The following is a 24,982-nucleotide window of genomic DNA, read 5'->3' on the forward strand; positions in this document are numbered from 1 at the left end:
TAAAAACCTGCGGGTGGCGCCTGAGCACCGGGCTCAGGAGATCAGCGCCACTTTCATTTGCTCTAAACGGGCTTTGACCGAGGTGTCCAGCACCTCGTCACCCACCACGACTCGCACGCCGCCTATCAGGGCCGGCTCCAGCTCAACCTGGAGGTTGAGCTTCTTGCCAAAGCGTTTTTCCAGCGTTGCCGACAGGTCGGCCAGCGCCGCGCCGTCGAGCGCGAAAGCGCTGTAGACGGTCGCGTCGGAAGAACCGCTCTGCGCGTTTTTCAGGACACGGAACTGCGCGGCGATTTCCGGCAGGACGCTGAGGCGGCCGTTCTCGATCACCGTGCGCAGGAAGTTTTTCGCGGCATCCGGCAGCTTGGTCTTGGCAACGCCCGAAATCACGTCGAACGCCTGCGCCGAAGTGACGCCGGGGTTGCCGGCGTACTGCTGCAGCTGCGCATTCGCAGCGATGGCGGCCAGCTCGTCGAGCCAGGCGGCGGTGCCGCCCAGGTCGGAGCCGGAGGCCTTGAACAGCGCTTCGGCGTAGGGACGGGCAATGGTGGCTAGTTCGGCCATGTTGATGCTCGCTTAGAGTTCGGTCTTCAGGCGGCCCAGCAAGTCAGCATGCACACCGGCATTGACTTCCTTGCGCAGAATCTGCTCGGCGCCCTTGACGGCCAGCGCAGCCACCTGCTCGCGCAGGGCTTCGCGGGCCTTCACGGCCTGCTGCTCGGCTTCGGCCTTGGCGGCGGCAATGATCTTGCTGCCTTCCTCGGTGGCCTTGGCCTTGGCTTCTTCGATCAGGGCCTGGCCCCGGCGCTCGGCTTCGGCCAGGCGCACGGCCGCTTCGTTGCGCGACTTGGCCAGTTCCTCTTCCACGCGCTTGTTGGCGACGGAGAGTTCGGATTTGGCTTTGTCGGCAGCAGCAAGGCCGTCAGCGATTTTTTGCGCACGCGCGTCCAGGGCCGCCGCGATGGGTGGCCACACAAACTTCATCGTGAACCCGACCAAAATCAGGAACACGATCAGCTGGACAATAAGGGTACCGGTAATGCTCACTGCTCATCCTTTCCCTTGGGGCCCAGCTGCAAGCCGGCCCGAAGGAATGACATTCTTGGGACTTGGGTCAATGCTTACTTGGGCAGGTTGGCGATTTGCGCCAGGAAGGGGTTGGCGGTGGCGAACCACAGCGCGATACCCGTGCCGATAATGAAAGCAGCGTCGATCAGACCGGCCAGCAGAAACATCTTGGTCTGCAGTTCGCCCATCAGCTCGGGCTGGCGTGCAGCTGCTTCGAGGTATTTGCTGCCCATGATGCCGATGCCGATACAGGCGCCGACAGCACCGAGGCCAATGATGAGGCCAGCGGCCAGAGCGACAAAACTAATAACTTCCATGATGACTCCTTAGGACTTTGGTTACGAGAGAAAAAGAAAAACGGGAAACGGGACAACTGATTAATGGTGATCGTGCGCCTGGCCGATGTACACCAGCGTCAGCATCATGAACACGAAGGCTTGCAGCGTGATGATCAGGATGTGGAAGATGGCCCAGGCCGAGCCCGCGATGATGTGGCCTATGGCCAGGCCGATGCCGGTCGCCGACAGCGACCAGGCGCCGCCCATCAGGGCGATCAGCAGGAAAATCAGTTCGCCGGCATACATGTTGCCGAACAGTCGCATGCCGTGCGAGACCGTCTTGGCGACGAACTCGATGACCTGCATCAGGAAGTTGAAGGGGTACAGCGCCCAGTGGTTGCCGAAAGGCGCGGTGAACAGTTCGTGGATCCAGCCGCCCAGGCCCTTGATCTTGACGTTGTAGACCAGGCAAGTGATCAGCACGCCCATGGACAGGCCCATGGTGATGGAGAGGTCGGCGGTGGGCACCGAGCGCATGTAAGCGTGGTGCGCGTCATGGCCGGCGGCGCCGTAAATCCAGGCCCAGATGACGGGCAGCAGGTCGACCGGCAGCAAGTCCATGGCGTTCAGCAGGAAAATCCAGACAAACACGGTCAGGGCCAGTGGCGCAACCAGCTTGCGGCTTTCGGCGTTGTGCACGATGCCCTTGGCCTGCGCGTCGACCATTTCGACGAGGATTTCAACCGCGGCCTGGAAGCGGCCGGGAACGCCGGAGGTGGCTTTGCGGGCCGCTTTCCAGAGCAGGAAGCAACCGAGCACGCCCAGCAAGATGGTGAAAACGGTGGAATCCAGGTTGATGACGCTCAGATCGAACGGGCCAACAAGTTCCTTGTTGCGCCAGTGCGTCAGGTGGTGAACGATGTATTCACCGGCGGTTGGACCGCCATGTCCAGCAGCATTCTCAGCAGCCATTTATTGCTCGCCTCAAAGTTTATTTTTCCTGACCGCGAACAACAGCGCGAGCCAGGACGTTTTCATTGTCACCACCAGGCCGACCAGCATGGCCGGCCAACTCAGCATCGAAACCAGCCTTGGCGCGGCAAACAGCATTGCCACCGTCAAGGCGATCTTGACCATTTCCCACAAAAAGAAACCAGCCACCGCAGTGCCTGGGTTCATGGACCACACTTTGCCGGTCAGGCCGCGCGCAAACAGCGCGGCCGGAATCACCACCGCCAGCGCCCCGTAGAGCGCCGACCAGCCGGCGGACCGCTGGCCTGTCAGCGCCCAGGCGGCACATGCCACCAGAACCCCGACCACCAGTTGCCCCGCCAATACCGACCAGGGGGAGATCGACGGACTCGTTTCACGAAGCTTTTGGGCTTCTTCCCGCGTCAGGGTCTTGAAACCCGCGTCGTCCGCCTCAAGCTCATATGTAACTGCCCGGGGGACCGGGTCCGTCGCCGAATTCGCCGAATTTGTCATTCTGAAACCTACAAATTACGGGAAAGTTACAGGGGCCGCTATTAGCAAAGCCCTTGATTATACGTAGAAACCCCTGCACCCCCATAAAAAACCCCGCTTGCGGGTGAATTAGGGGCCTCTTACGCGTGCGCCGGGGCCGGCGGCAGGCGGTGGTTCACAATGGGCTGGCCCACAACGCCCCACCGAAAGATCCCCCATGCACGCCCTGATGAAATTCCTGCACCTCGCCGCCGCCATCGCCTGGCTGGGCGGGATTTCCTTCATGCTGTTCGCCCTGCGCCCCGCCGCGGCCGAGCAGCTCGCGCCGCCGCAGCGCCTGCCCCTGATCGTGCAGGTCCTGCGGCGTTTCTTCGTCGGGGTGTGGGCCGGCATCGCGGTCCTGCTGCTGACGGGCCTGGCCATGCTGCTGGCCGTCGGCATGAAAAGCGCCCCCACCGGCTGGCACATGATGTTCGGCCTGGGCCTGTTGATGTTCGCGCTGTTCGGCCACCTGTATTTCGGCCCCTTCCGCCGCCTCAAGCAGGCCGTGGCCGCGTCCGACTGGCCCGAAGGCGGGCGCCGCGTCGGGCAGATCGCCACCCTGGCCATGGCCAACCTCGCACTGGGCGCGCTGGCCATTGCCGCCGTCATTTTTCTCGCGTGAAGAAGGCGCGGCCCGAACCCCTCCAAAAAACCGGCTGGCTGGAGCGCCTGAAGGCCTCGGTGCCGACCCGCGAAGCCCTGGCCGCCCATCCCTGGCTCAGGCCCGTGGCGCATCGCCTGCTGGACCCGCAGCTGTGGCGGCTGCAACACGAAGCCGTGGCGCGCGGCGCGGCCATAGGCATCTTCTGGGCCTTTGCCCTGCCCTTCGCGCAAATCGTCGCGGCCGCCGCCCACAGCGTCTGGTGGCGCGCCAATATTCCGGTCGCCGTCGGCATCACTTTCATCACCAACCCCTTCACCGTGGGCTTCTGGCTCTGGCTGGCCTACCAGGCCGGCAGCCTGCTGCTGGACGCGCCGCCGCCGGTGCCCATGTCCGAAGGCGCGGGTGTGATCAGCTGGCTGGCATCGTTTGGCGGGCCTGCCATACTGGGCATGGGTTTGTTCGCGGTGCTGGGCTCCGCCGCCGGCTACCTGCTGGTCAAGCTGGCCTGGCGTTTGCGCATCTGGTTCAAGCGCCGCCGCCGCTGAACGCCGGACCCTGGACAATCGGGTATTTACGCTTCTTTTTCTTTCTTCTTCTCCTCTTTCTTCGTTTCAAGCCACCATGACCACGCCCCCTACCAGCCTTGCCAGCCTTGCCAGCCTTCCCGACACGCCCTGCTACCTCAACGGCGAATACACCCCCCTCAAGGACGCCAAGATCAGCGTGATGGACCGCGGCTTCATCTTCGGTGACGGTGTGTACGAAGTGGTGCCGGCCTATGGCGGCCGGCTGTTCCGTTTTGAGCAGCACATGGCGCGCCTGGAACGCAGCCTGGCCGAGCTGCGCATCCCGAACCCGATGACGCGCGCCGAGTGGCAGGCCGTGGCCCTGAAGCTGATCGCGGCCCATGCGCAATCCTCCGGGGCGCCGGCCGACAGCGGCAACCAGCTGGTCTACATCCAGCTCAGCCGCGGCGTCGCCATGCGCGACCACCCCATGCTGCCCGGCCTCACGCCCACCGTGTTCGTGGTGGCCAATACCATGAAGCTGCCCGCTGCGCAGCAGCGCGAGGCCGGCGTGGCCTGTGTGACGGCCGACGACTTCCGCTGGGAAAAAGCCCATATCAAAAGCACCAGCCTGCTGGGCGCGGTGTTCGCGCGCCAGATCAGCGTCGATGCCGGCGCGGTGGAAACCGTGATGTTTCGCGGCGAGTACCTCAGCGAAGCCGCGTCGAGCAACGTCTGGATCGTCAAGGACGGCAAGGTGCTGGGCCCGCCCAAGGACAACCTGGTGCTCGAAGGCATACGCTTCGGCCTGATCGAGGAAATCTGCCGCGCCGCCGGCATCCCCTTTGAGCTGCGCCGCATCACGCGCGCCGAGGTGCTGGCGGCCGATGAGGTTTTGCTGTCCTCGGCCACCAAGGAAGTGCTGCCGGTCACCCAGCTGGACGGCCAGCCCGTGGGCCACGGGCTGGAAAAGGGCAAGCCCGGCCCCATCTATGCCAAGCTGTACGCCCAATACCAGCGCGCCAAACAGGCCTGAAAGGACCCCTTGTAATGACCACATCGCCCGACACCCCGAAAATCATCGGAGTTCCCGGCTCCGAGCCTTCGCGCCAGGAGTCGCTGATCGAATACCCCTCGCAGTTCCCCATCAAGGTCATGGGCCACAAGGTCGACGGGCTGGTCGCCGCCATTACCTCGGTGGCGCACCAGTTCGACCCGAACTTCGACGCCTCCACCATAGAGCTGCGTGAAAGCAAGGGCGGCAAATACCTGGGCGTCACCGTCACTGTCACCGCCACCAGCCGCGAACAGCTCGATGAGCTCTACCGCACGCTGTCCACGCATCCCATGGTCAAGGTGGTCCTCTAGGCCACCGCTGAAGCTGCAGACATGCAGGCTGAAACACGCCACCTGGGCCGGGTCGACTACCTACCCACCTACGAAGCCATGCAGGCCTTCACGGCCGCCCGCCACCCGGGCGCCGATGAGGGCGAGCCCGACCAGCTGTGGATTTGCGAGCACCCGCCGGTTTATACCCAGGGCCTGGCGGGCAAGCCCGACCATCTGCTCAATCCCGGCGCCATCCCGGTGGTGCAGACCAACCGCGGCGGCCAGGTGACTTACCACGGCCCCGGCCAGGTCGTGGCCTACCCGCTTATTGACTTGAAGCGCGCCGGCTACTACGTCAAGGAATATGTCTACCGCATCGAAGAGTCCGTCATCAAGACCCTGGCGCACTTCGGCGTCACCGGCCACCGCGTGGCCGGCTCGCCCGGCATTTATGTGCGCCTGGACGACCCGGCCTCGCACGCCGCACTGACCGGCCCCATGCACCCGGCCGACCCGTTTCGCGGCCTGGGCAAGATCGCCGCGCTGGGCATCAAGGTCAGCCGGCACTGCACCTACCACGGCGTGGCGCTCAATGTGGCCATGGACCTGGAACCCTTCTCGCGCATCAACCCTTGCGGCTACGTAGGACTGCAAACCACAGACCTTTCTACAATCGGGGTATCGGCAAGCTGGCAGGACGCCGCGGATGTGCTGGGCCGCAAGCTCGCCACCTACCTGGCGCCCTGAGGCGCAAATGCCCCCTGCCGCCAACACGAAACACATTCATGAGCACACCCGACCCCCTCCAAACCACGGCCAACCCCGTGGTCCGCGAAGTCCAGGCCCTGGAAGGCTACAACCCGCTGGCCAAACAAAAGGCCGCGGCCAAGCTCTCGCGCATCCCCGTCAAGGTGGTGCAGGGCGAAATGCTCAAAAAGCCCGACTGGATTCGCGTCAAGGCCGGTAGCCCGACCACGCGCTTTTACGAGATCAAGCAGATCCTGCGCGAAAACAAGCTCAACACCGTCTGCGAAGAAGCCAGCTGCCCCAACATCGGCGAATGTTTCGGCAAGGGCACGGCTACCTTCATGATCATGGGTGACAAATGCACGCGCCGCTGCCCGTTTTGCGACGTGGGCCACGGCCGGCCGGACCCGCTGGACGTCAACGAACCGCTGAACCTGGCGAAAACCATCGCGGCGCTGAAGCTCAAATACGTGGTGATCACCAGCGTGGACCGCGACGACCTGCGCGACGGCGGCAGCGGCCACTTTGTTGAATGCATCCAGAAAATCCGCGAACTCTCGCCCGCCACCACGATTGAAATCCTGGTGCCCGACTTCCGCGGCCGCGACGACCGCGCGCTCGAGATCCTGAAAGCCGCGCCGCCCGACGTGATGAACCACAACCTCGAGACCGCGCCGCGCCTCTACAAAGAAGCGCGCCCCGGCAGCGACTACGCCTTCAGCCTGAACCTGCTCAAGAAGTTCAAGGCCCTGCACCCCGATGTGCCGACCAAGAGCGGCATCATGGTGGGCCTGGGCGAGACCGACGAGGAAATTTTGCAAGTGATGCGCGACATGCGCGCCCACAACATCGACATGCTGACCATAGGCCAGTACCTCGCGCCGTCGACCAGCCACCTGCCGGTGCGCCGCTACGTGCACCCCGACACCTTCAAGATGTTCGAGGAAGAAGCCTACAAAATGGGCTTTACCCACGCCGCCGTGGGCGCCATGGTGCGCAGCAGCTACCACGCCGACCAGCAGGCCCATGCCGCCGGCGTGGCCGACAAGGCCGACGCGGCGGCTGCCGCCGTTTAATCCACGGAACATGAACGCGCCGCAAGGCTCCCTGTCGCTGCGCCGCTACGGCGCCTCCCACGGCAGCCATGCGCACCCGCATTTCCAAGTCTTGCTGGGACTGGACGGCGTGCTCGAACTCGAGCTGCGGGGACGCGGGCGCCGCGTCGCGGCCGGCCAGGGCTGTGTGATCGCGCCCGGCGAGCACCACGACTTTGAATCGCGCGAAGGCAGCCGCTGCATCGTGCTGGACACCCCACACGCAGGCTGGGCGCGCTGCGCCGCCGACCCGGCCAACGCCGCGCAGGCCCTGGCCCTGGGCAACTACCTGGCCCACGCGCTGCAGCAGCGCGGCAGCCTGGCCCAGCACTACGGCCCGGCCCTGCTGCTGGAATCCTGGCAGCCGCTGGCGCAGTTTGCGCCGCGCACCACGCGCTACCGCCGCCCCATAGACTGGGAACAGCTGGCCGCCTGGACACAGCAGCGCCTGCACGAACCGCTCAGCGTGGCGCAGCTCGCCGCCCAGGTGTTTTTAAGCCCCACGCAGTTCGCCGCGCGCTGCCGGCGCGAAACCGGCCTCAGCGTGATGCACTGGCTGCGCCGGCAACGCCTGGAACTGGCCTTGCAACTGCGCGGCCGCGGCATGAGCGTGGCCGACACCGCGCTGCACTGCGGCTACCACTCGCCCTCGGCGCTGACGGCCGCGCTCAGGCGGCAGTCACAACCTCAATAGCGGTAGGGATTGTTGGGCCGGCGGTCGTAGCGGTCGCTGACACCGTCGCCGTCACGGTCATAACGCGGGCCAGGACCGGGGCCGCCGCGGTAATGCGGCCCGTTGTCGTAAGGCACGGGATAGGCCACGCAACCCGACAAGGCCAGAAAGCCCACGAGCGAGAGCAGGAGGATGGAAAGCTTTTTCATGAGAGTCTCCTTGAGGCTGCGGGCCTCGGTGTGTTGTCAGAACATCTGCACCCTCATTGAACGCGCCAGCCGCGCCCGGGAAGTGTCCGGCACACACCCGCCAGGTGAAACTGGTTACCGGATGTAGGCATTGCTGTAGGACGGCAGGCGCACATGGCCCTGGCGCGAGCTCTTCAACGTCGTTGTGCGCTGGAACAGCGTCGTTGCGCGACGATTCCAGCCGCGGCGGCTTTTATGCTCGCGCCATGCCTGCCAATCTTTATGCATTGGGCGCCATCGCCCTCTGGGCCCTGCTTGCCTCGCTAGGCGTGTCGCTCAAACATGTTCCGCCTTTTCTGCTGACCGGTGTGGCGCTGCTGGCCGGCAGCCTGCTGGCCCTGCCTTTTGTGCTGCGGGACCGCGCCTTATGGAAAATTCCCGCCGCCACACTCGCGCTGGGCGTCTACGGCCTTTTCGGTTTTCACTTCCTGCTCTTTATCGCGCTGCGCCACGCGCCCGCCGTCGAGGCCAACCTGGTCAACTACCTGTGGCCGCTGTTCATGGTGGTGCTGTCGCCGCTGTTTCTTCGCGGCGTGCGGCTGCGCGGCGTGCATGTGGCCGCGGCCCTGCTGGGGTTTGCCGGCGCGGCGATTGCCATCCTGGGCGCGGCCGGCGGGACCGCCGCAGGGGGCTGGTCCTGGGGTTACCTGCCGGCGCTGGGCTCGGCCTTGATCTGGGCCAGCTACTCGCTGCTGACCCAGCGCGTGCCGGCTTTTCCCACCGCGGCCATAGGCCTGTTCGGCCTGGTGTCGGGTTTGCTCTCGCTGCTGTGCCACTGGGCGCTGGAGCCGGCGGCGACGCTGTCGGCACAAGACTGGCTGCTGCTGGCCGTGATGGGCCTGGGCCCGCTGGGCGCGGCTTTTTTCCTCTGGGACAAGGCCCTCAAGCTGGGCGACGCGCGGCAGATAGGCATCCTGAGCTACCTCACGCCGCTGGGCTCCACCGCGCTGCTGATGTTGGTGAGCGGCCGCGCGCTGAGCTGGAGCATAGGCCTGGCGGCGGCGATGATCATAGGCGCGGCGGTGCTGGGCACGCGGGCCCGCTAGGCCGCGCCGCGAGCGCGCGGCTGGCCAGCGCCAGGGCCAGCGCGATTGAGGCCAGTACGGCCGCGACCGCGAAGCTGGTGCGCATGCCGCCGGCCACCGCGTCAGGGTTGGCCGCCGTGATATCGCTGGCCGCCGAGGCCAACGCGAACACCGCGCCCATGACGGAAGCCCCGGTGATCAAGCCCAGGTTGCGCGACAAATTGAGCAGGCCGGAGACCACACCACGCCGGTCCGGCGGCACATCCACCATGACCGCCGTGTTGTTGGCGGCCTGGAACAGCTGGTAGCCCGGCGTCAGCACGGCGATGGCGGCGATATAACCCGCCAGGCCGAACAGCCCCGGCAGCACGGACAGCGCCGCCGAGCCCGCCACCATGGCGGCCAGCCCCGCGGCAACCATGGCCGGCGCGCCCAGGCGGTCGACCACCCGGCCGGCCAGCACGCCGCTCAGCGCGGAAATCACCGGGCCCACCGACAGCACCAGCCCCACCATGGCCGTGCCCAGGCCCAGCGCGCGGGACAAATAAAAAGGCCCGACCACCAGCGTCGCCATCATCACCGTGGCGACCAGCACATTCATCACCAGGCTGGCGCTCAGCACGCGGTCGCGAAACATCGCCAGCCGCAGCAGCGGCGAGGCGACCCGCGACTGGGCCAGCACAAACAGGCCCGCGCCCAGGGCCGCCGCCAGCAACAGCGCGATATTGAGCGAACCGAAACTGCCGCGGCCCAGGGTCACGGCCAGCGCATAGGCCGCGAGCGCCAGGGCCAGCAGCAGCGTGCCCAGCACATCAAACCCGGCCTTGCCGGCCGCGTTCCTGCGGTCAAGCGGCAGGTGGCGGTAAGCCAGGAACAGCGCCAGCAAGCCCAGCGGCAGATTGACAAAAAACAGCGCCCGCCAGCCCAGGCCGGCGATCAGCACGCCGCCCAGCGAGGGGCCCAGGGCGGTGCCCACCGCCGACATGGTTCCCAGCAGGCCCATGGCGCTGCCGGTCCTGGCCTTGGGCACCGTCTCGCCGACAAACGCCATGGTCAGCGCCATCATCACGGCGGCGCCCAGGCCCTGCAGCGCGCGGGCCCCGACCAGCAGCCCCAGCGTGGGCGCGGCGGCGCACAGCAGCGAAGCCGCCGTGAACAGGCTGATACCGGCCAGCAACAGGCGCCGCCGTCCGAGCATGTCGCCCAGCCGCCCGGCGCCCACGATCAAGGTGGTGATGGCCAGCAGGTAAGCCAGCACTATCCATTGCACCTCCTGGAAAGAGGCATTGAAGGCCTGCGCCAGCGTGGGCAGGCCCACATTGGCGATGCTGGTGCCCAACGCGGACAGCAGCATGGACAGCGACAGGCTGGCCAGCGCCCAGCGAGCCGCGGGCGGCATGGGCGGCGATGCCGCAGCGGCACCGGCTTGTGTAGGGATTGGCTTGGACATGGATTCCGCTCTCTTATTTAGTTAGACAAAACCCGCAACAGGGCTGCCTCAAGCCTAGGTTTTTGCCAGTCATAGCGGAAGACGCAGCATTTGCACTTTATTCGTGCGTTTGACGCCATGCCAAGCCCAAATGCGCTATGGTGCGGGCATGTCCATGCCCGATTTCAACCTGCTGGTGGTGCTCGACGTGCTGCTCGCCGAAGGCAGCGTGGCCGGCGCGGCCAGGCGTTTGCGGCTCAGCCCCTCGGCCATGAGCCGGGCGCTGGCCCGCCTGCGCGAAACCACGGGCGACCCGCTGCTGGTCAGGGCCGGGCGCGGCCTGGTGCCCACACCCCGGGCCATTGAATTGCGCGAGCAGGTCGGTCAACTGGTGCAGCACGTGGAGGCCACGCTGCGCCCCGCCGAAAAGCTCGACCTGCAGCAGCTCGCGCGCACCTTCACCCTGCGCACCCGTGAAGGTTTTGTGGAGAACTTCGGCTCCGCGCTGCTTGCCCGCCTAAGCCGGGAAGCGCCCGGCGTGCGCCTGTGTTTTGTGCAAAAACTCGACAAGGACAGCACAGCGCTGCGCGATGGCGATGTCGACCTGGAAACCGGTGTGATCGGCAAGGCCACCGCGCCTGAGCTGCGCGTGCAGGCCTTGTTCCGCGACCGTTTCATCGGCGTGGTGCGCCAGGGCCATCCGCTGGCCGAAGGCGAGATCACACCCGCACGTTACGCGGCCGCCCGGCACATCGCCGTCTCGCGGCGCGGCCTGGGCGCCGAGCCGGTGGACGAGGCCCTGGCGCCGCTGGGCCTGCAAAGAGAGGTCGCCGCCATCGTCGGCAGTTTTTCGGCCGCGCTGGCCCTGGCCGGCGATTCCGACCTGGTCGCCAGCCTGCCCGAACGCCATACCGGCAAGCTGCGCGCCGGCATGCTGAGTTTTGCGCTGCCGGTCGCCACGCCCGAGTTCACCGTGTCCTTGCTGTGGCACCCACGGCTGGATGCCGACCCGGCGCACCGCTGGCTGCGCGCCTGCGTGCGCGAGGTGTGTGCCGGGCAGTCAGTAGCGCTCTAGCGCCACAGCACCTGCACCGCCAGCCCCGGCGCCGCATTGCGCACCTCCAGCGTCGTGCCATGCGCCTGCGCCACCAGCCGGCACAAGTACATGCCCAGGCCGACACCGCCGGTGGCGCGCTGGCGCGCGCCATCGGTGCGGAAAAAAGGCTCGGTCAAATGCGCCAGCTGCGCCGGGTCCACGCCGGGGCCGAAGTCGCGCACCTCCAGCATCACGCCGCCGCCCTCCCCGGCCTGCAGCGACAAATGCGGCGGCTGGGCCGCGCCGGCGCTGTAGCGCAGCGCGTTGTCCAGCAGGTTGCGCAGCAGCAGACGCACGCGCATGCGGTCCAGCGCCAGCGCCGGCAGGTCCGGCGCCAAGTCCAGCACCACGGCGGCCGCCTGCGGCATGTCGGCCGCCACCTCGCGCGCCAGCGCGGCCAGGTCCACGGTCTCGCGCTGCAGCGCCGCGTGCGGGCTGGCCAGGCGTTCGCTTTCCAGCAGGTCGCTGATCAGGTCGCGCATCTCGCCGAGGTCGCGCAGCAGCGCCTCGCGCTCGCGCGGCGCGCTGCCCTCGCCCTGCACCGGCAGCAGCTCGGCATTGAGGCGCGCGCGCGTCAGCGGCGAGCGCAGCTCGTGGCTCAGCGCCAGCAGCAGCCCGCGCTTGGCGTCCAGCATGGCCTTGATGTCGTGCGCCATGGTGTTGACGCGCGCGGCCAGGTCGCCGAGCTCGTCGCGCCGGCGCAGCGGGATGGGCGTGTCGAACACACCGCGGCCGAAGCGCTCGGCCCCGGCGCGTATGTCGTCCAGCGGTCGCAGCAGGCGCCGCACATAGGCATAGGCGCCCACCAGCAGGCACAGCAGCAGCGACAGCGTGATCCAGCCGAACATGCCGTGCGAGGGAATGGTGCCGGGGCCGAACACCACCTTGTGGCCGTCGGCCGTGGTGCGGCTGAGCCACTCGCTGGCGCGGCCGCCGAAGAACTGCCGGTCCGGGTGCGACTGCCAGTTGACCTGCGGCCCCTCTATGCGTATCGAGATCGGCAGCCGCGCCGCCAGCGCCTGCGCGCGGCCCAGGTCGGGCGGCGAGCCGAGGTCGGCCACCAGCCGGTCCATGTAGTCGCTGACCAGGGGCCTGGCCGCATCGCGCCAGCCGCTGGAAAAGGCGCGCTGCATTCCGCTCATGAAGACCGCGCCCATGGCCAGCGCCAGCAGCAGGAAGACCGTGATCAGGCGCAGCCGCAGCGAATGCCCCCAGCGGCGGCGCCAGCGCTCGGGCCGCGAAGGGCGGCAGTGCTTGCGCCTCATGGCGCGCCCGGCTTGCCCACCGCCAGCGTGTAGCCGGCGTTGCGCAGCGTCTTGATGCAGTCCAGCGGCTCGAGTTTTTTGCGCAGCCGGCTCACCACGATGTCAACGGCGCGCGTGTACAGCTCGGCCTCGTGGCCGCGCAGGCGGTTCAGGATGTCGTCGCGGTTGAAGACCTTGCCCGGGTCGGCCGCCAGCAGCGCCAGCAGCTCGAACTCGGTGCCGGTCAGCTCGACCTTCTCGCCCAGGCGCAGCACCTCGCGGGTTTCCAGGTTGATCGCCAGGCCCTCGAACACACGGCGCGGGCCGGCCGCCGGTGCCACGGCACGCTGGCGCCGCAAAATGGTCTGCACGCGCGCCACCAGTTCGCGCGGCTCAAAAGGCTTGGGCAGGTAGTCGTCGGCACCCAGCTCCAGGCCGACCACGCGGTCCATCACGTCGCCGCGCGCGGTCAGCATGATGACCGGGATGTCGCTTTCCTTGCGGATCTCGCGGCACAGCGCGAAGCCGTCCATCTCGGGCAGCATGACGTCCAGGATGGCCGCGTCGTAAGTGCCGGCGCGCAGTTTGGCCAGGCCCTCGCCGGGGCGCAGGGCGCTGTCCAGCACAAAGTCAAAACGCGCGAAGTAGGCGGCCAGCGGCGCGGCCAGGTGCTCGTCGTCGTCGATCAGGAGTATGCGGGGCATGCAAGCATCATAGGGAGAAATCGCGGCCCGCCTCAGGCGTGCGCGCGGCGCGCGAAGTACAGCCCCGCCAGCAGCAAGGCGGCCAGCGCGAAGTGAAACACCAGGTCGGGCGCCGACTGCGGCCCTATGCCGACGGCGATGGTGAACAGGCCCACCAGCGTGCCGAGCAAGGCGAAAGCCTGGCCCAGCAGCGCCAGCTTGCGCGTGCGACCCGGCAGTGCGAAGCTCAGGGCCCAGGCCGCCATCAGCACGGCAGCAATCACCGCCTCGGCGATGCGCGCCTGGCCATGGGCATGGCCTTGCAGCAACAGGCCGGCATGCACCATGGAGGCCGCGCCCAGCAGGCCGGCCTCCAGCAGCAGAAAACCACGCAGCATGCGCGAGGCCTGGGCAGCCATCACCATGGGTCCTGCGGTCCGAGCCGGCCCAGGTGGGTATGGCCAAAACCCGCACCGTACTTGAGGCCGTAGCCGAGCAGGCGGTCAAAGCCGATGTGCGCGCACCAGACCAGCGCCGCGGCCAGCAGCAGGGGCGAAGCACCGACCACGCCCACGGCCAGCAGGCCGACGGCGCCTAGATAGGAATGCGCCGCGTTGTAAACCAGCGCACCCCAGCGCGGCCCGGCCAGGTAAGCCGCGAAGGACAGGTCGGGCAGCAGGAACAGCGCCGCGAACCAGCCCCAGCCCGCGCCGAACTGGGCATAGGCCGCCACCGAGGCGGCGAGCACCACGAGCCCCTCGGCGCGCAGCAGCAGGCGCACGCCGCCATTGGCGCTGCCGGGCGTCGCCGCCGCCTCGCGGCGCACGCTGCGCGCCATGCGGCCGGGCAGAAAGACCAGCGCCTCAGCCACGGTAGCCCCAGCGGCGGCCGCGCTCCATGAAGTCGCGCACTTTCTGCTGCTGCTCGGGCCGCAGGTTGTCGAAGAAGTCGGCCGCGGCGGCGATCACCTCGGGGCTGCCGGACTGCAGGGCCGCGGTTTTTTCATCGATCAGCTTTTTGGCGCCGGCCTGGTCCAGCTTGTTGCCGGCAAACAGGCCGCGAAAGGCCTCGCGCGGCTCGGTGGCGCCGCGCAGCGCGGTGCGCTGGGCCTGCAGCTTGTCGGCCAGCACGGCGAGCTTTTGTTTCTGCGCGGCGTCCAGGTCCAGGCGCGAGCCGATTTTTTCGACGATGCGGGCGCGCGCTTCGGGTGAGCCCGGGTCACCATGCCAGCCGTGGCCGCCGTGCGAGCAGGCGCCCAGGCTGCCGATGATGAGCGCCCCGCCAAACAGGCCGAGCAGGGTTTTTTTGATGCGGTGTTTCATGAAGAGCCTTGCGGGAGGTGTTGAGGTTCTTCATGGTGCCCGCGCCGGGCGCGGCGGTGTTTTCGCGACGGTTGCGGCATGTTTCGCTTTGTTTCGGCGGGGCTCTTCCCCTAAGATAGGCAGCGAAAAAAGGGCCGGGGGCCCCGAGGAGGGATCAAACACATGGATCGTCGACGTTTTCTGCAGCGCACCGCAGCAGCACCGGCCGCCGCGCTGGCCACCCTGAGCCTGCCGGCTTTTTCACAAGCTTTGCCCGCAAGCGCCGCCGACCCGGCCGCGCGCGCCGCCTCCATCGAAGCCTGGCGGCAACGGCTGCAGGGCATGCTCGACAAGGGCCGCCTGCCCCTCATCGACATGGAGGCCACCTATGTGGCCGGCACCACCAACATCCCCCAGATCATGGCCTGGATGGACGAGACCGACATTGCGCAGATCGCTTTTGCGCCGGCCTTTTCACCGGACTCCGAGCCCTCGCTGGAACTGCACCGCCAGTACCCCGGCTATTTCATCCCCACGACCAGCAGCGGCGAGTTCCCGCGCTGGTGGAACAACCCCGACGCCTTTGTGAGCAAGGTGGCCGGTGACCTCAAGACCGGCCGCTACCACACCATGGGGGAGTACGAATTTCGCCACTACCCCTCCCCCGAACAGGTTGAAGCCCGCAACTTCGCCCGCGACATCACCGTGCCGCTGGACGGGCCCGCGGGCCAGGCGCTGTTCCAGCTCAGCGAGGACAGCGGCACGGCCTTCCAGATCCACTACGAAATCGAAGACAGCCTGCTCCCGGTGCTGGAAGGCATGCTGGCGCGCTACCCCAAGGCGCAGGTCATCTGGTGCCACCTGGGCATGGTCCGCTACCCGGAGCGCGCCAAGACCTACAACCCCGCTTACGTGGCCTCGCTGATCACACGCTTTCCCGGCCTGCATTTCGACCTGGCGGTGCCGCGCCCCGAGAACATCTACCGCCCTTCGGGGGCACGCGACTCCACCCTCTTCCAGGGCGGGCGGCTGGGCAGCGAATGGCAGGCTTTGCTCGAGAAATTTCCCGAGCGCTTTGTGGCGGCCAGCGACTACCGGCCGCCGGTCGAATCCATGTACCGGACCGCCATGGGCCGGCAACGCAACCTGATCCTGGCGCCGCTCAGCGAAGCCGCGCGCCACAAGATCGCCTATGGCAATGCCTGGCGGCTGGTGACCGGGAAGAACTGGGGCGCCTGAACGCTCAGGCGGACTGCAGCAGTGCGGCCGGGTCCTCGCTGGCCAGCACCTGTTCGGCCCAGGGCTGCAGCTTGGAGGCGTCGGCGCGCAGGATCTGCTGCTTGACCGCCAGGATTTGCGAGGGATGCATGGAAAAGCTGCGCAGGCCCAGGCCCAGCAGCAGCCGCGTCATGCCCACGTCGCCGGCCATCTCGCCGCAGACGCTCACGCCCTTGCCCTGGGCATCGCATTCGGCAATGGTGTCGGCGATCAGGCGCAGCACCGCCGGGTGGCAGGGGTCGTACAGGTGCGAGACCGCCTCGTCGGCGCGGTCTATGGCCAGCGTGTACTGGATCAGGTCGTTGGTGCCTATCGACAAAAAGTCGAAGTACTTCAGGAACAGCTTGAGCGTGAGCGCGGCCGCCGGGATTTCAATCATCGCGCCCAGGCGCACCGGGCCGTAGGGCGTGCCGTTGTTGTCCAGCGTGGCGCGCGCATGGTCTATCAGCGACATGGTCTGGCGGATTTCCGTGGCGTGCGCCAGCATGGGCACCAGCAGGTTGACCTGGCCGTGCGCGGCCGCGCGCAGGATGGCGCGCAGCTGCGTGAGGAACATGGGCGGGTCCGCCAGGCTCCAGCGTATGGCGCGCAGGCCCAGCGCCGGGTTCAAATGGGTGTCCTGGGCCTTGGCATGGCGGTCCAGCGGCTTGTCCGAGCCTATGTCCACCGTGCGTATGGTGACCGGCAGCCCGTGCATGCCTTCAATCGCCTTGCGGTAGGCCTGGTACTGCTCTTCCTCGTCGGGCAGCTTGCCGCTGCGCCCCATGAACAGGAATTCGCTGCGGAACAGCCCGACGCCGACCGCGCCGGCCGTCACCGCGCCCAGGGTGTCCTCGGGCATTTCAATATTCGCCAGCAGCTCCACGCGCTGCCCGTCAATCGTCAGCGAGGGGGTGTTTTTCAGCCGGTTCAGGCGCTGGCGCTCCAGCTCGCCCTGGCGCTGCTTGAAGCCGTACTCGGCCAGGATGATGGGCGAGGGGTCGACGATCAGCACGCCGGCATCGCCGTCGATGATGACCCAGTCGTCCTGCTTGATCAGCTGGCTGGCGCTGCGCGCGCCCACCACGGCCGGGATGTCCATGCTGCGCGCCACGATGGCGGTGTGCGAGGTCTTGCCGCCCACGTCGGTGGCAAAACCCGCGAACAGGCTTTGCTTGAACTGCAGCATGTCGGCCGGCGAGAGGTCGTGCGCCACCAGCACCAGCGGCACGTCGGTGGTGTCGTCCAGCAGAAGGTCCTGCTGCGAAAGCTTGCGGCCCGCGCCCGCCTGGGCAGCCGGCTGCACCGGCGAGGCCACGCCCTTCATGTGGCGCAGGATGCGCTCGACCACCTGCTCGAGGTCGGCCTTGCGCTCGCGCAGGTACTCGTCCTCCATGTCGTCGAACTGGCGCGCGATGATTTCGTACTGCGTGGTCAGCGCCCACTCGGCGTTGTAGTGGCGATCCACGATCCAGTGCTTGACGCCGCTGATCAGCTGCTCGTCCTGCAGCAGCATCAGGTGCACGTCCAGCAAGGCGGCCAGCTCGTGCGGCGCGTCCTTGGGCAGGTCCTGCTGCAGGCGCGTGATTTCCTCCATCACCGCGTTGCGCGAAATCCGCACCCGCGTGATCTCATCGGCCGTCTTCTCGTCCTCGATGAAATAGTGCGCCACGTCGGCGCGGCTGGAGGCCACGAGCACGGCACGGCCTATCGCGATGCCTCGCGAGACTGCCAGGCCGTGGACGGAAAAGGTCATTCACCTTCCCCAAACTTGTCGGCGATCAAGGCCAGGATGGCCTCCATCGCGGCCTGTTCATCGTTGCCGTTGGTCTCGACCTCGACGGTGCTGCCCAGGCCGGCGGCCAGCATCATGACGCCCATGATGCTTTTGGCATTGACGCGGCGCTCGCCCTTGCTCATCCAGACCTCGCAGCCGAAGCTGCCGGCGAGTTTGGTGAGTTTGGCGGAGGCGCGGGCGTGCAGGCCCAGCTTATTGCTGATGTTCGTGCTGGTCTTGATCATGGTTTCGGCGCACCTGGTTTTGCGGTGCGGTAATGGCGACTTGCATCACGCCCTGCGTGGCGCCTATGAGGGCGCGCGCCACCAGGGCGTCCAGCGACTCGTGCCGGTAGGACACGGTGCGCAGCAGCATGGGCAGGTTGATGCCGGTGATGAGTTTGGAATGAACGCCGTCGACGAGTTTTTGCGCCACGTTGCAAGGCGTGGCCCCGAAGACGTCGGCCAGCACCAGCGCATGCGAGGTGCCCAGCTGGGCCAGCATGATGCGGGCCTGGGCCAGGGTTTCCTCGGGCGGCATGTTGGGCTGCACGTCCAGCGCGGCGACGCCGGGCGCGTTGTCGGGGAAGACATGCAGCACGCACTGGCGCAGGGCGGAGGCCAGCGGGGCGTGGGCGATGATGAAGATGCCGTTCATGGGTTTTCGGGTTCCACTGAATTATCGGCGCGCACACTGAGGAAATACCCATATGAGGCGATACAACAACACAATAACACCCCCATGGCCGCCTGGAAGCTCGCCAGCGTGCCCAGGCCCAGGGCGGCAAACACGTCGATCAGCAGGCCTATGCCCCACTGCACGACAAACACGCCGGCAAAAATCATGAGGTTGTAGGCCGACAGCGCCCGCCCCGCCAGCGAAGGCTTGAAGGCCATGCCCACCGCCGGCTGCGCCAGGCCCATCACGCTGCAGCCCATGCAGAACAAGGCCCAGCCCAGCCAGCCGGTGGACGCGCCGGCCGCGATGTTAAAGGCCAGCACCGCGATGCTGACGGGCACGCCCCAGGTGATCAGCCGGTCCGCCGACCAGCCCTGGCGCGACAGCCAGGGATTGACCATGCCCCAGCTCCAGAAGGTCAGCAGCATGGTGGCATTGATATAGAAGAGGCCGGTGGCGGCCTCAAGCGGCGTGTAGCCCGCGACCTTGACCATCCAGGGCCCGGCCCACAAGGTCTGCACCGCGACCAGCCCGCCGTAGTTGAAGAAGGCCATGGGCGTCATCTTGCGGAAATAGCGGCTGCGCCAGATGGGCGCGTAACCGGACTCTTCAGCCTCCCCGGCCGGCCCCGCGGCATGGCCGGTTTTCCACACCGGCGCCACCCAGGCGATGGCCGCCATGGACAGCACAATCATGGCCGCCAGTATCCAGAACAGCGGCCGCCAGCCCGTGACCGGCATCAGCCACTGCACCGGCAGGGTGGAGGCCAGCATGCCCAGCGAGCCCGTCATCAGCATCCAGGAATTGGCGCGCAAGACCGTGCCCGGCTCGAACCAGCGGCGGTAGCCGGTGAGCGGCGCCATCAGGCAGGCGCTCACGCCCATGCCCACCAGCACACGCGCCGCCAGCAGCCAGGCAAAACTCGTGGCCTGCGAAAACGCCAGGCAGCCCAGCACGGCAATGCTTAAAAAACTCAGGATCACGCGCTTGGGCCCATGGCGGTCCAGCCAGGTACCCAGCGGCAGCTGCGTGGCCGCAAAACCCAGGAAATAACCGCCGGCCAGCAAGCCCAGGTCGCGCGCATGCAGCGAAAACTCCTGCGTCAGCACCGGCGACAAGGTGGCTGTGATGGCCCGCACCAGCGCCGAACAAAAGTAGGCCGCGGCAAAGGCCAGAAACACCACCGCGCCCGTCCAGGCATCCAGCCGGCCGGCCTCGGACGGCGCGACCGATGTATTGCGCGCGGCGGACATAGAGGTTTGGGCGCTCGTCATTCGAATCATTCGAATTTCAGGCTGGAGAAAAAAGTCTCGGCCACCTCGGGCGCAATGCGGTCGGCATACAGCACCACCTGGAAGGCCTGTGCGCCCTGGGCGAAATAGGCGGCCTGCCCCTCGACCACCGCGCCGTCGGGGCGACGGCCCTGGGCCTTGACCAGCACGGCGGCTGCGCCGGAAACCTTGAGCGGCGCCAGCTGCGCGGGCCCGGCTTTCATATTCGCCAGCGTCAGGCTTTGCCATTGCGCCAGCACGGGCTCGGCCTGGGCCGCATCACCGAGTTGTGCCACCGCCACGGCAAAGGTCGCGCCGCCGGCATCACAGCCCAGCATGGACAGCGGCGTCGCCGGCCCGCCCAGGGGCACGGTTTTTTGCGCCTTGTCGGGCTTGCAGGGCAGCAGCAGCGCCAGGCGCGTGCCCTCGGGCCGCACTTCGCGCCAGTTCAGGGTGGGGCTGCAGGCCGCCAACAGGGTCATGGCCGCCAGCAAAGCAGCGACGGGACGGGCGGTGTACCCGCAAATCGTAAGCATGCCTTGGACTTTACAGCGATTCATGGATCTGCCTTGGCGCGCTTCGCGGACCGAGGATCGCTCCACCCCCGGGCGCCTTGCTTGGTAAGCTTTGGTGATGACCTCTTTCAAACCACACTTATTCATGGCGATACTGCTATGGGCCGCAAACCCTGTTGGGGCCTTGGAGCTGCAGAACCAGAACTTCAGCGACGATGAAATTTTCTCGGCTGTCGTGAACCGGTTTAAAAAGCCGCTTCTGCATCGCTTCAACCCGGCAGTTGCGGATGAGCGCAAACCTTTGCTGGTGCTGGGCCCGGCGCTGAAATTCGGCAAAAAAGTCCAGTCCCAAACCTTTACCCACCTGACGCAGCAAGAACTGGTGGCGCAACAGCAGGCGGTTTTTATCCTGGTCGAGAAGGCCTACCCCGACCCTGGGCGGACCGAACTGTATGTGGAGTACGACATCCCGAGCAATGCGTCGTTTGGCGTGCTGAAGGTCTACCCCAAAGACGGCGCGCTGGTCACTGAAACGCTGGACAGCTACCGTTCATCCTCAGGTGCCAGGGCCACTTATGGCAAGCTGTACAAGGGCGCGGCCTGCCGGGACAACACCGAAATGGCCTGGCGCTGGAACTACTACGCACGCAATGGTGCAAGCGGGCGTTGCCCTGAGCCGATGTTTACTGAATTTACGGAGTAGTCAAAGCTCTGGCCAGGGTGTAAAGCCAACGCAAGCCAACGCAATCTGAATGAACGACAAAAGGGCGAAGGACAAAAAGGATGCCTTTCAACCGCCGAGAGTTTCTTGCAGCGATGTTGCCGGCCACCGCCCCGCTGGCTGGGTGCGGGAGCATGCAGGCGGTTGCCGAATCGCCGCCGACAGAGCAAGTTCAAGCTCACCCGCCACTGCTTGCAAGCGAAAGCGATTGGTCCTCCCTGGCCGATCGATGCAAGGCAGACCCTGATCTTGGCCGTTTCAACGCAGCACTGCTGGCACGCGCCCGCAATGACATCGCCCTGCCTTCGCTGGAGCGCACATCCGAGGACGGCCGCCTGCTCCCTGTTTCGCGCGAATTCATTCGCCGAAGCCTGCAGTGGGCTTACGCGTACCGGGTGACAAGGGAACGGGTTTTCCTCGACCGCGCCCGGCAGGAAATGCTCGCCGTCGCCGCATTCAGCGACTGGCCGGAGCATTATCTGGAGCTTGCCGAGATCACCACGGGCATGGCCATTTCCTATGGCTGGCTTTTCAAGGACCTGTCGGCCGGTGACCGTGCCGCCCTGCGCGCTGCGATGGTCGACAAGAGCATTGCCCAGGCGCGCCACGGCAACAGGGCTTTCAGGTCCACCAACAACTGGAACCAGGTTTGCATAGGCGGCATGGTCCTGGGAGCGCTGGCCGTGGAGGAAGATGAACCCGCACTCGCAGCCGACCTCCTCGCGGCGGCGCGTGAAGGCGTATCCATCGGGCTGAATGCCTACCGGCCGGACGGGGTCTACCCTGAGGGGCCGAACTACTGGAGTTATGGGACCAGCTTTACGGTGCTGCTGGCCGCCGCACTCCGTGGCCGCAAAGGCGGCGACTGGGGCTTGCTGGATGCGCCTGGCTTCAGGCGCAGCGCCGAGTTCTATACACACTCCATCGGCCCGTCCGGGAAGCACTTCGATTTTGCCGACAGCATCGAGAGCCAGGAATTGCCATGCGCCATCGTCTACCTGGCCCGTGAACTGGACCAGCCCGCACTGTTGACAGCCAAGCGCGAGATGATCCGCCAGCAGCAGGGCCTGTCCGACCGCTTCGCGCCTCTCTCGGTGTTGTGGTGGCCCACCAAGACGGGCGGAAATGCCCTGCCCACAAGCTTCTCGGGCCAGGGGGCGCAGCCGCTCGCCATCTGGCGCTCATCATGGTCCGACCCCAACGCGTGGTGGTTCGCCATCAAGGCGGGCGGAGCGGCGCACAGCCATGCGCACATGGATGCCGGCAGTTTTGTGCTCGAACTGGATGGCCTGCGCTGGGCCAAAGACCTCGGCGCGCAGGACTACGGCAGCCTGGAATCACGCGGCATAGACCTGTGGAACATGAAGGCGGATTCAACACGCTGGCAGGTCTTCAGGCTGTCCGCCGAAGCGCACAACACACTGACGCTGGACGGCCAGGCACACAGTGTCCGCGGCATGGCCACGCTGCGCATGGTTGGCGAGCGCGAGGCCCTGATAGACCTGACCCCCGCGCTGTTGCCCGGCCAGGTCACCCAGGCCAACCGCCGCGCCCGTTTCCTGGATGACGGGGTGCAACTTGACGACGAGCTTCTCGGCGCCCGCCCCGGCAGCACCATCCGGTGGGCGATGGCCACCGAGGCCGAGGTCAGGCTGGAGGGCCGCACCGCCTTTCTGGCACAAAAAGGCAGACGCCTGGCCGTGCAGTTTGAAGGCAACGCCATCCAGCTGGACGTGCTCGACATTTCCGCGCCCCGTCAGGACTTCGACCAGCCGAATCCCAACGTTCGCCAGCTGGTGGTGTCCGGAAAGCCAGGGGCAGACGGCAGCTGGAAGCTCAGCGCCCGCTTTTCGCGGGGCTAGCCCGGCCGTTTGGCGGTTTTTTGCACCGCTTTGGCGCGCCAGGGGCCGCCGCCTTTGCACCAAGCTGGGCACGTTGCTTGCTAATGGGGATGCATGTTCGAAGACGTGTTCCTGCCCGCCATGCCGCCCCCGGTCAGGCCCCTGCCGCCCGACTTGCCGGGCTTGCCGGGCGCGGGCCAAGCCGTGTGGCGCGACAGGCTGTCGCAGCTGCTGGAATCCACCGGCGAGGGCATCTTCGGCATCGACATGGACGGTTGCTGCACCTTTATCAACCGGGCCGGCGCCGAGCAGCTGGGCTATGCGCCGGCCGAAGTGCTGGGCCGCAATATGCACGAGCTGGCCCACCACTCGCATGCCGGCGGCGACCACTACCCCGAGCAGCTGTGCCCCATCTTCAATGCCTTCCGCAAAGCCCTGCCCTGCCGCATCGACAGTGAATTTTTCTGGCGCAAGAACGGCAGCGCCTTCGCGGTCGAGTATTCCTCCTATCCCATCGTCGAAGGCGGTGTGGTGCAGGGCGCGGTGGTCACCTTTGTCGACATCTCGGCGCGCCGCCAGGCCGAGGACGCGCTGCGCCAGGCCCATGCGGTGCTGGAGCAGCGCGTGAGCGAACGCACCCACGCCCTCTCGGAAGCCCTGCAGCACCTGCGCGAACTCACGGCCTACACCCACAGCGTGCGCGAGGAAGAGCGCACGCGCATCGCGCGCGAGGTGCACGACGAGCTCGGCAGCCTGCTGGTGGCGCTCAAGATGGACGTGGGCTGGCTGGACAAGCGCCTGGGCGAGCAGCAGCAGCGCGACCCTGAAGCGGCCCAGGCCATGCGCGAGACCATGCGCTGCAAATGCCAGAACATGGGCCGGCTGATCGAAAGCGCCGTCGACAACGTGGGCCGCATCATCACCGACCTGCGCCCCAGCATCCTGGACCACCAGGGCCTGTGGGCCGCGCTGGACTGGCAGGCGCATGAGTTCGTGCAGTCGGCCGAGCTGGCGCTCGACTGGCGCATGGACGTGGCCGGCGCCGCGCCGCTGCCCGAGCCTTCGGCGATCGCCATCTTCCGCATCTTCCAGGAAATGCTCAGCAACGTGGGCCGGCACGCCGCGGCCAGCGCGGTCGCCATACACATACAGGCCGACGCGGCCGGCATCAGCATCGCGGTGCAAGACAACGGCCGCGGCGCCGAAGCCGCCGCCTTTGAAGCGGCCGACGCCTACGGCGTGATGGGCATGCGCGAGCGCGCCCGCCACCTGGGCGGCAGCCTGGAGATCAGCAGCGAACCCGGGCGCGGCTCGCTGTTCCACCTGCGCATCGCGCCGCCACCCGCGGCCGCCAACCCGCTATGAAGACGCTCAGGATCCTGATAGGCGACGACCACCGCATCGTGCGCGAGGGCCTGAAGCAGGTGCTGGCCGACGCACCCGAGATCGAGGTGGCGGCCGAGGCCGAAACCGGCCCCGAGGTCCTGCAGCGCGTGCAGGCCCTGGACGGCGACAAAGGCCTGGACGCGGTGCTGCTGGACATCGCCCTGCCCGACCGCGACGGCCTGGATGTGCTGCAGACCCTGAAGAAACAATGGCCGCGCCTGCCGGTGCTGATGCTCAGCACCTACCCCGAAAAACAATACGCCGTGCGCTGCATCAAGCTGGGCGCGGCCGGCTACCTGAACAAAAGTGCGAATCCCGACGACATGATTGCCGCGGTGCGCAAGGTGGCCGGCGGCGGCATTTATGTCTCGGCGATTGCCGCCGAGGCCCTGGCCGGCGCGGTGGGCGGCAGCGCGGCCGGCGGCGGTGGCACCGAATCGCTCTCGCACCGCGAGTACCAGGTGTTCCGCCTGCTCACGGCCGGCAAGTCCGTGGGCGAAATTGGTGCGCAGCTGAACCTGGCGGCCAACACCGTGAGCACCTACCGCGCGCGCATCCTCGAAAAAACCGGCACCCGCAACGACGTGGAGCTCGCGCTGTACGCCGAGCGCCTGGCCAAAGCGCCGAATTTGTAGGGCTGGCCCTACAGCGCTTAGGGCGGGGCCCGGCGATTTGCGGCAGCCCCCCCGCAAACCGCGCCCACAG

At 66.9% G+C, this 24,982-nt stretch carries 31 protein-coding genes; 14 read left to right on the forward strand and 17 right to left on the reverse strand.

Annotated elements, in window-relative coordinates:
* Positions 1-33 precede the first annotated feature (33 nt).
* The 5 genes from AC1DUN_RS09830 to AC1DUN_RS09850 form a co-directional block, all read right to left on the reverse strand.
* On the reverse strand, positions 34-564 hold the full coding sequence (locus AC1DUN_RS09830) for a F0F1 ATP synthase subunit delta (protein ID WP_007868963.1): 531 nt from the start codon (positions 562-564) through the stop codon (positions 34-36).
* Positions 565-576: 12 nt separating this feature from the next.
* Positions 577-1,047 (reverse strand): F0F1 ATP synthase subunit B, encoded by a 471-nt coding sequence (locus AC1DUN_RS09835; protein ID WP_413328632.1) that lies wholly within the window; start codon positions 1,045-1,047, stop codon positions 577-579.
* Between the two features lie 74 nt (positions 1,048-1,121).
* Positions 1,122-1,385: a F0F1 ATP synthase subunit C gene (atpE, locus tag AC1DUN_RS09840; RefSeq protein WP_007868969.1), complete on the reverse strand. Its 264-nt coding sequence runs from the start codon at positions 1,383-1,385 to the stop codon at positions 1,122-1,124.
* 60 nt (positions 1,386-1,445) lie between these two features.
* Positions 1,446-2,318: a F0F1 ATP synthase subunit A gene (atpB, locus tag AC1DUN_RS09845; protein ID WP_477663880.1), complete on the reverse strand. Its 873-nt coding sequence runs from the start codon at positions 2,316-2,318 to the stop codon at positions 1,446-1,448.
* Between the two features lie 12 nt (positions 2,319-2,330).
* Positions 2,331-2,831, reverse strand: a complete 501-nt coding sequence (locus AC1DUN_RS09850) for an ATP synthase subunit I (RefSeq protein WP_413328635.1) — start codon at positions 2,829-2,831, stop codon at positions 2,331-2,333.
* A 196-nt stretch (positions 2,832-3,027) separates the two neighbouring features.
* Here AC1DUN_RS09850 and AC1DUN_RS09855 point away from each other — a divergent pair, with 196 nt between their 5' ends.
* The 7 genes from AC1DUN_RS09855 to AC1DUN_RS09885 all read left to right on the forward strand — a co-directional run bounded on the left by AC1DUN_RS09855 (position 3,028) and on the right by AC1DUN_RS09885 (position 7,826).
* Positions 3,028-3,474, forward strand: a complete 447-nt coding sequence (locus AC1DUN_RS09855; RefSeq protein ID WP_413328636.1) for a DUF4149 domain-containing protein — start codon at positions 3,028-3,030, stop codon at positions 3,472-3,474.
* Positions 3,471-4,001, forward strand: a complete 531-nt coding sequence (locus AC1DUN_RS09860) for a DUF2062 domain-containing protein (RefSeq protein ID WP_477713801.1) — start codon at positions 3,471-3,473, stop codon at positions 3,999-4,001. Before AC1DUN_RS09855 ends, AC1DUN_RS09860 begins: the two co-directional genes overlap by 4 nt.
* Before the next feature lie 76 nt (positions 4,002-4,077).
* Positions 4,078-4,998 carry a D-amino acid aminotransferase gene (locus tag AC1DUN_RS09865; RefSeq protein WP_477713802.1) on the forward strand — a complete coding sequence of 307 codons (921 nt, stop codon included), beginning with the start codon at positions 4,078-4,080 and terminating at the stop codon, positions 4,996-4,998.
* A gap of 14 nt (positions 4,999-5,012) precedes the next feature.
* Complete coding sequence (locus AC1DUN_RS09870; protein WP_413328639.1) at positions 5,013-5,330, forward strand: HP0495 family protein; 318 nt, start codon at positions 5,013-5,015, stop codon at positions 5,328-5,330.
* A gap of 21 nt (positions 5,331-5,351) precedes the next feature.
* Positions 5,352-6,038, forward strand: a complete 687-nt coding sequence (lipB, locus tag AC1DUN_RS09875) for a lipoyl(octanoyl) transferase LipB (protein WP_477713803.1) — start codon at positions 5,352-5,354, stop codon at positions 6,036-6,038.
* Positions 6,039-6,076: 38 nt separating this feature from the next.
* Entirely contained in the window at positions 6,077-7,114 is a 1,038-nt protein-coding gene (lipA, locus tag AC1DUN_RS09880; protein ID WP_477713804.1) for a lipoyl synthase, read from the forward strand.
* Between the two features lie 10 nt (positions 7,115-7,124).
* On the forward strand, positions 7,125-7,826 hold the full coding sequence (locus AC1DUN_RS09885) for a helix-turn-helix domain-containing protein (RefSeq protein ID WP_477713805.1): 702 nt from the start codon (positions 7,125-7,127) through the stop codon (positions 7,824-7,826).
* On the opposite strand, the gene AC1DUN_RS09890 is transcribed toward AC1DUN_RS09885, so the two are convergent.
* Complete coding sequence (locus AC1DUN_RS09890) at positions 7,820-8,014, reverse strand: hypothetical protein (protein WP_007868991.1); 195 nt, start codon at positions 8,012-8,014, stop codon at positions 7,820-7,822. The genes AC1DUN_RS09885 and AC1DUN_RS09890 overlap by 7 nt on opposite strands.
* 245 nt (positions 8,015-8,259) lie before the next feature.
* On the opposite strand from AC1DUN_RS09890, the gene AC1DUN_RS09895 reads away from it, so the two are divergent.
* Entirely contained in the window at positions 8,260-9,099 is an 840-nt protein-coding gene (locus tag AC1DUN_RS09895) for a DMT family transporter (RefSeq protein WP_477713806.1), read from the forward strand.
* Here AC1DUN_RS09895 and AC1DUN_RS09900 read toward each other — a convergent pair.
* On the reverse strand, positions 9,062-10,528 hold the full coding sequence (locus AC1DUN_RS09900) for an MFS transporter (RefSeq protein ID WP_477713807.1): 1,467 nt from the start codon (positions 10,526-10,528) through the stop codon (positions 9,062-9,064). The genes AC1DUN_RS09895 and AC1DUN_RS09900 overlap by 38 nt on opposite strands.
* A gap of 148 nt (positions 10,529-10,676) precedes the next feature.
* On the opposite strand from AC1DUN_RS09900, the gene AC1DUN_RS09905 reads away from it, so the two are divergent.
* Complete coding sequence (locus AC1DUN_RS09905; protein ID WP_477713808.1) at positions 10,677-11,582, forward strand: LysR family transcriptional regulator; 906 nt, start codon at positions 10,677-10,679, stop codon at positions 11,580-11,582.
* Here AC1DUN_RS09905 and AC1DUN_RS09910 read toward each other — a convergent pair.
* Genes AC1DUN_RS09910 through AC1DUN_RS09930 form a run of 5 tightly spaced genes read right to left on the reverse strand, consistent with a single transcriptional unit; the run spans position 11,579 to position 14,852 of the window.
* Entirely contained in the window at positions 11,579-12,868 is a 1,290-nt protein-coding gene (locus tag AC1DUN_RS09910) for a sensor histidine kinase (RefSeq protein ID WP_477713809.1), read from the reverse strand. The genes AC1DUN_RS09905 and AC1DUN_RS09910 overlap by 4 nt on opposite strands.
* On the reverse strand, positions 12,865-13,551 hold the full coding sequence (locus tag AC1DUN_RS09915; protein ID WP_477663891.1) for a response regulator transcription factor: 687 nt from the start codon (positions 13,549-13,551) through the stop codon (positions 12,865-12,867). Before AC1DUN_RS09915 ends, AC1DUN_RS09910 begins: the two co-directional genes overlap by 4 nt.
* A gap of 32 nt (positions 13,552-13,583) precedes the next feature.
* Positions 13,584-13,949 (reverse strand): hypothetical protein, encoded by a 366-nt coding sequence (locus AC1DUN_RS09920; RefSeq protein WP_477713810.1) that lies wholly within the window; start codon positions 13,947-13,949, stop codon positions 13,584-13,586.
* Positions 13,949-14,401 (reverse strand): DUF4260 domain-containing protein, encoded by a 453-nt coding sequence (locus AC1DUN_RS09925; protein WP_477713811.1) that lies wholly within the window; start codon positions 14,399-14,401, stop codon positions 13,949-13,951. The genes AC1DUN_RS09920 and AC1DUN_RS09925 overlap by 1 nt, the downstream gene beginning before the upstream one ends.
* Entirely contained in the window at positions 14,394-14,852 is a 459-nt protein-coding gene (locus AC1DUN_RS09930; RefSeq protein WP_074578688.1) for a Spy/CpxP family protein refolding chaperone, read from the reverse strand. The genes AC1DUN_RS09925 and AC1DUN_RS09930 overlap by 8 nt, the downstream gene beginning before the upstream one ends.
* A 162-nt stretch (positions 14,853-15,014) precedes the next feature.
* Here AC1DUN_RS09930 and AC1DUN_RS09935 point away from each other — a divergent pair, with 162 nt between their 5' ends.
* Complete coding sequence (locus tag AC1DUN_RS09935; protein ID WP_477713812.1) at positions 15,015-16,070, forward strand: amidohydrolase family protein; 1,056 nt, start codon at positions 15,015-15,017, stop codon at positions 16,068-16,070.
* 4 nt (positions 16,071-16,074) lie between these two features.
* Here AC1DUN_RS09935 and ptsP read toward each other — a convergent pair whose 3' ends face one another.
* From ptsP to AC1DUN_RS09960, 5 genes are read right to left on the reverse strand one after another with little or no spacing between them, the layout of a single operon-like run.
* Positions 16,075-17,844: a phosphoenolpyruvate--protein phosphotransferase gene (gene ptsP / locus AC1DUN_RS09940; protein WP_477713813.1), complete on the reverse strand. Its 1,770-nt coding sequence runs from the start codon at positions 17,842-17,844 to the stop codon at positions 16,075-16,077.
* Positions 17,841-18,110 (reverse strand): HPr family phosphocarrier protein, encoded by a 270-nt coding sequence (locus AC1DUN_RS09945; RefSeq protein ID WP_007869021.1) that lies wholly within the window; start codon positions 18,108-18,110, stop codon positions 17,841-17,843. The genes ptsP and AC1DUN_RS09945 overlap by 4 nt, the downstream gene beginning before the upstream one ends.
* The gene (locus AC1DUN_RS09950; protein ID WP_477713814.1) at positions 18,079-18,522 is read right to left on the reverse strand and encodes a PTS sugar transporter subunit IIA; all 444 of its coding nucleotides are present in this window, start codon (positions 18,520-18,522) and stop codon (positions 18,079-18,081) included. The genes AC1DUN_RS09945 and AC1DUN_RS09950 overlap by 32 nt, the downstream gene beginning before the upstream one ends.
* The gene (locus AC1DUN_RS09955) at positions 18,519-19,817 is read right to left on the reverse strand and encodes an MFS transporter (RefSeq protein ID WP_477713815.1); all 1,299 of its coding nucleotides are present in this window, start codon (positions 19,815-19,817) and stop codon (positions 18,519-18,521) included. Before AC1DUN_RS09955 ends, AC1DUN_RS09950 begins: the two co-directional genes overlap by 4 nt.
* Before the next feature lie 5 nt (positions 19,818-19,822).
* On the reverse strand, positions 19,823-20,374 hold the full coding sequence (locus AC1DUN_RS09960) for a hypothetical protein (RefSeq protein ID WP_477713816.1): 552 nt from the start codon (positions 20,372-20,374) through the stop codon (positions 19,823-19,825).
* Between the two features lie 100 nt (positions 20,375-20,474).
* On the opposite strand from AC1DUN_RS09960, the gene AC1DUN_RS09965 reads away from it, so the two are divergent.
* The 4 genes from AC1DUN_RS09965 (at position 20,475) to AC1DUN_RS09980 (ending at position 24,912) form a co-directional block, all read left to right on the forward strand.
* Positions 20,475-21,032, forward strand: a complete 558-nt coding sequence (locus tag AC1DUN_RS09965; RefSeq protein ID WP_477713817.1) for a hypothetical protein — start codon at positions 20,475-20,477, stop codon at positions 21,030-21,032.
* Positions 21,033-21,112: 80 nt separating this feature from the next.
* Positions 21,113-22,912, forward strand: a complete 1,800-nt coding sequence (locus AC1DUN_RS09970) for a heparinase II/III domain-containing protein (RefSeq protein ID WP_477713818.1) — start codon at positions 21,113-21,115, stop codon at positions 22,910-22,912.
* Between the two features lie 93 nt (positions 22,913-23,005).
* Positions 23,006-24,256, forward strand: coding sequence for a sensor histidine kinase (locus tag AC1DUN_RS09975; RefSeq protein ID WP_477713819.1), 1,251 nt, complete (start codon positions 23,006-23,008; stop codon positions 24,254-24,256).
* Positions 24,253-24,912: a response regulator gene (locus AC1DUN_RS09980; RefSeq protein ID WP_477713820.1), complete on the forward strand. Its 660-nt coding sequence runs from the start codon at positions 24,253-24,255 to the stop codon at positions 24,910-24,912. Before AC1DUN_RS09975 ends, AC1DUN_RS09980 begins: the two co-directional genes overlap by 4 nt.
* Positions 24,913-24,982 lie beyond the last annotated feature (70 nt).

It is taken from the genome of Polaromonas sp. P4_F6, from assembly GCF_056401275.1.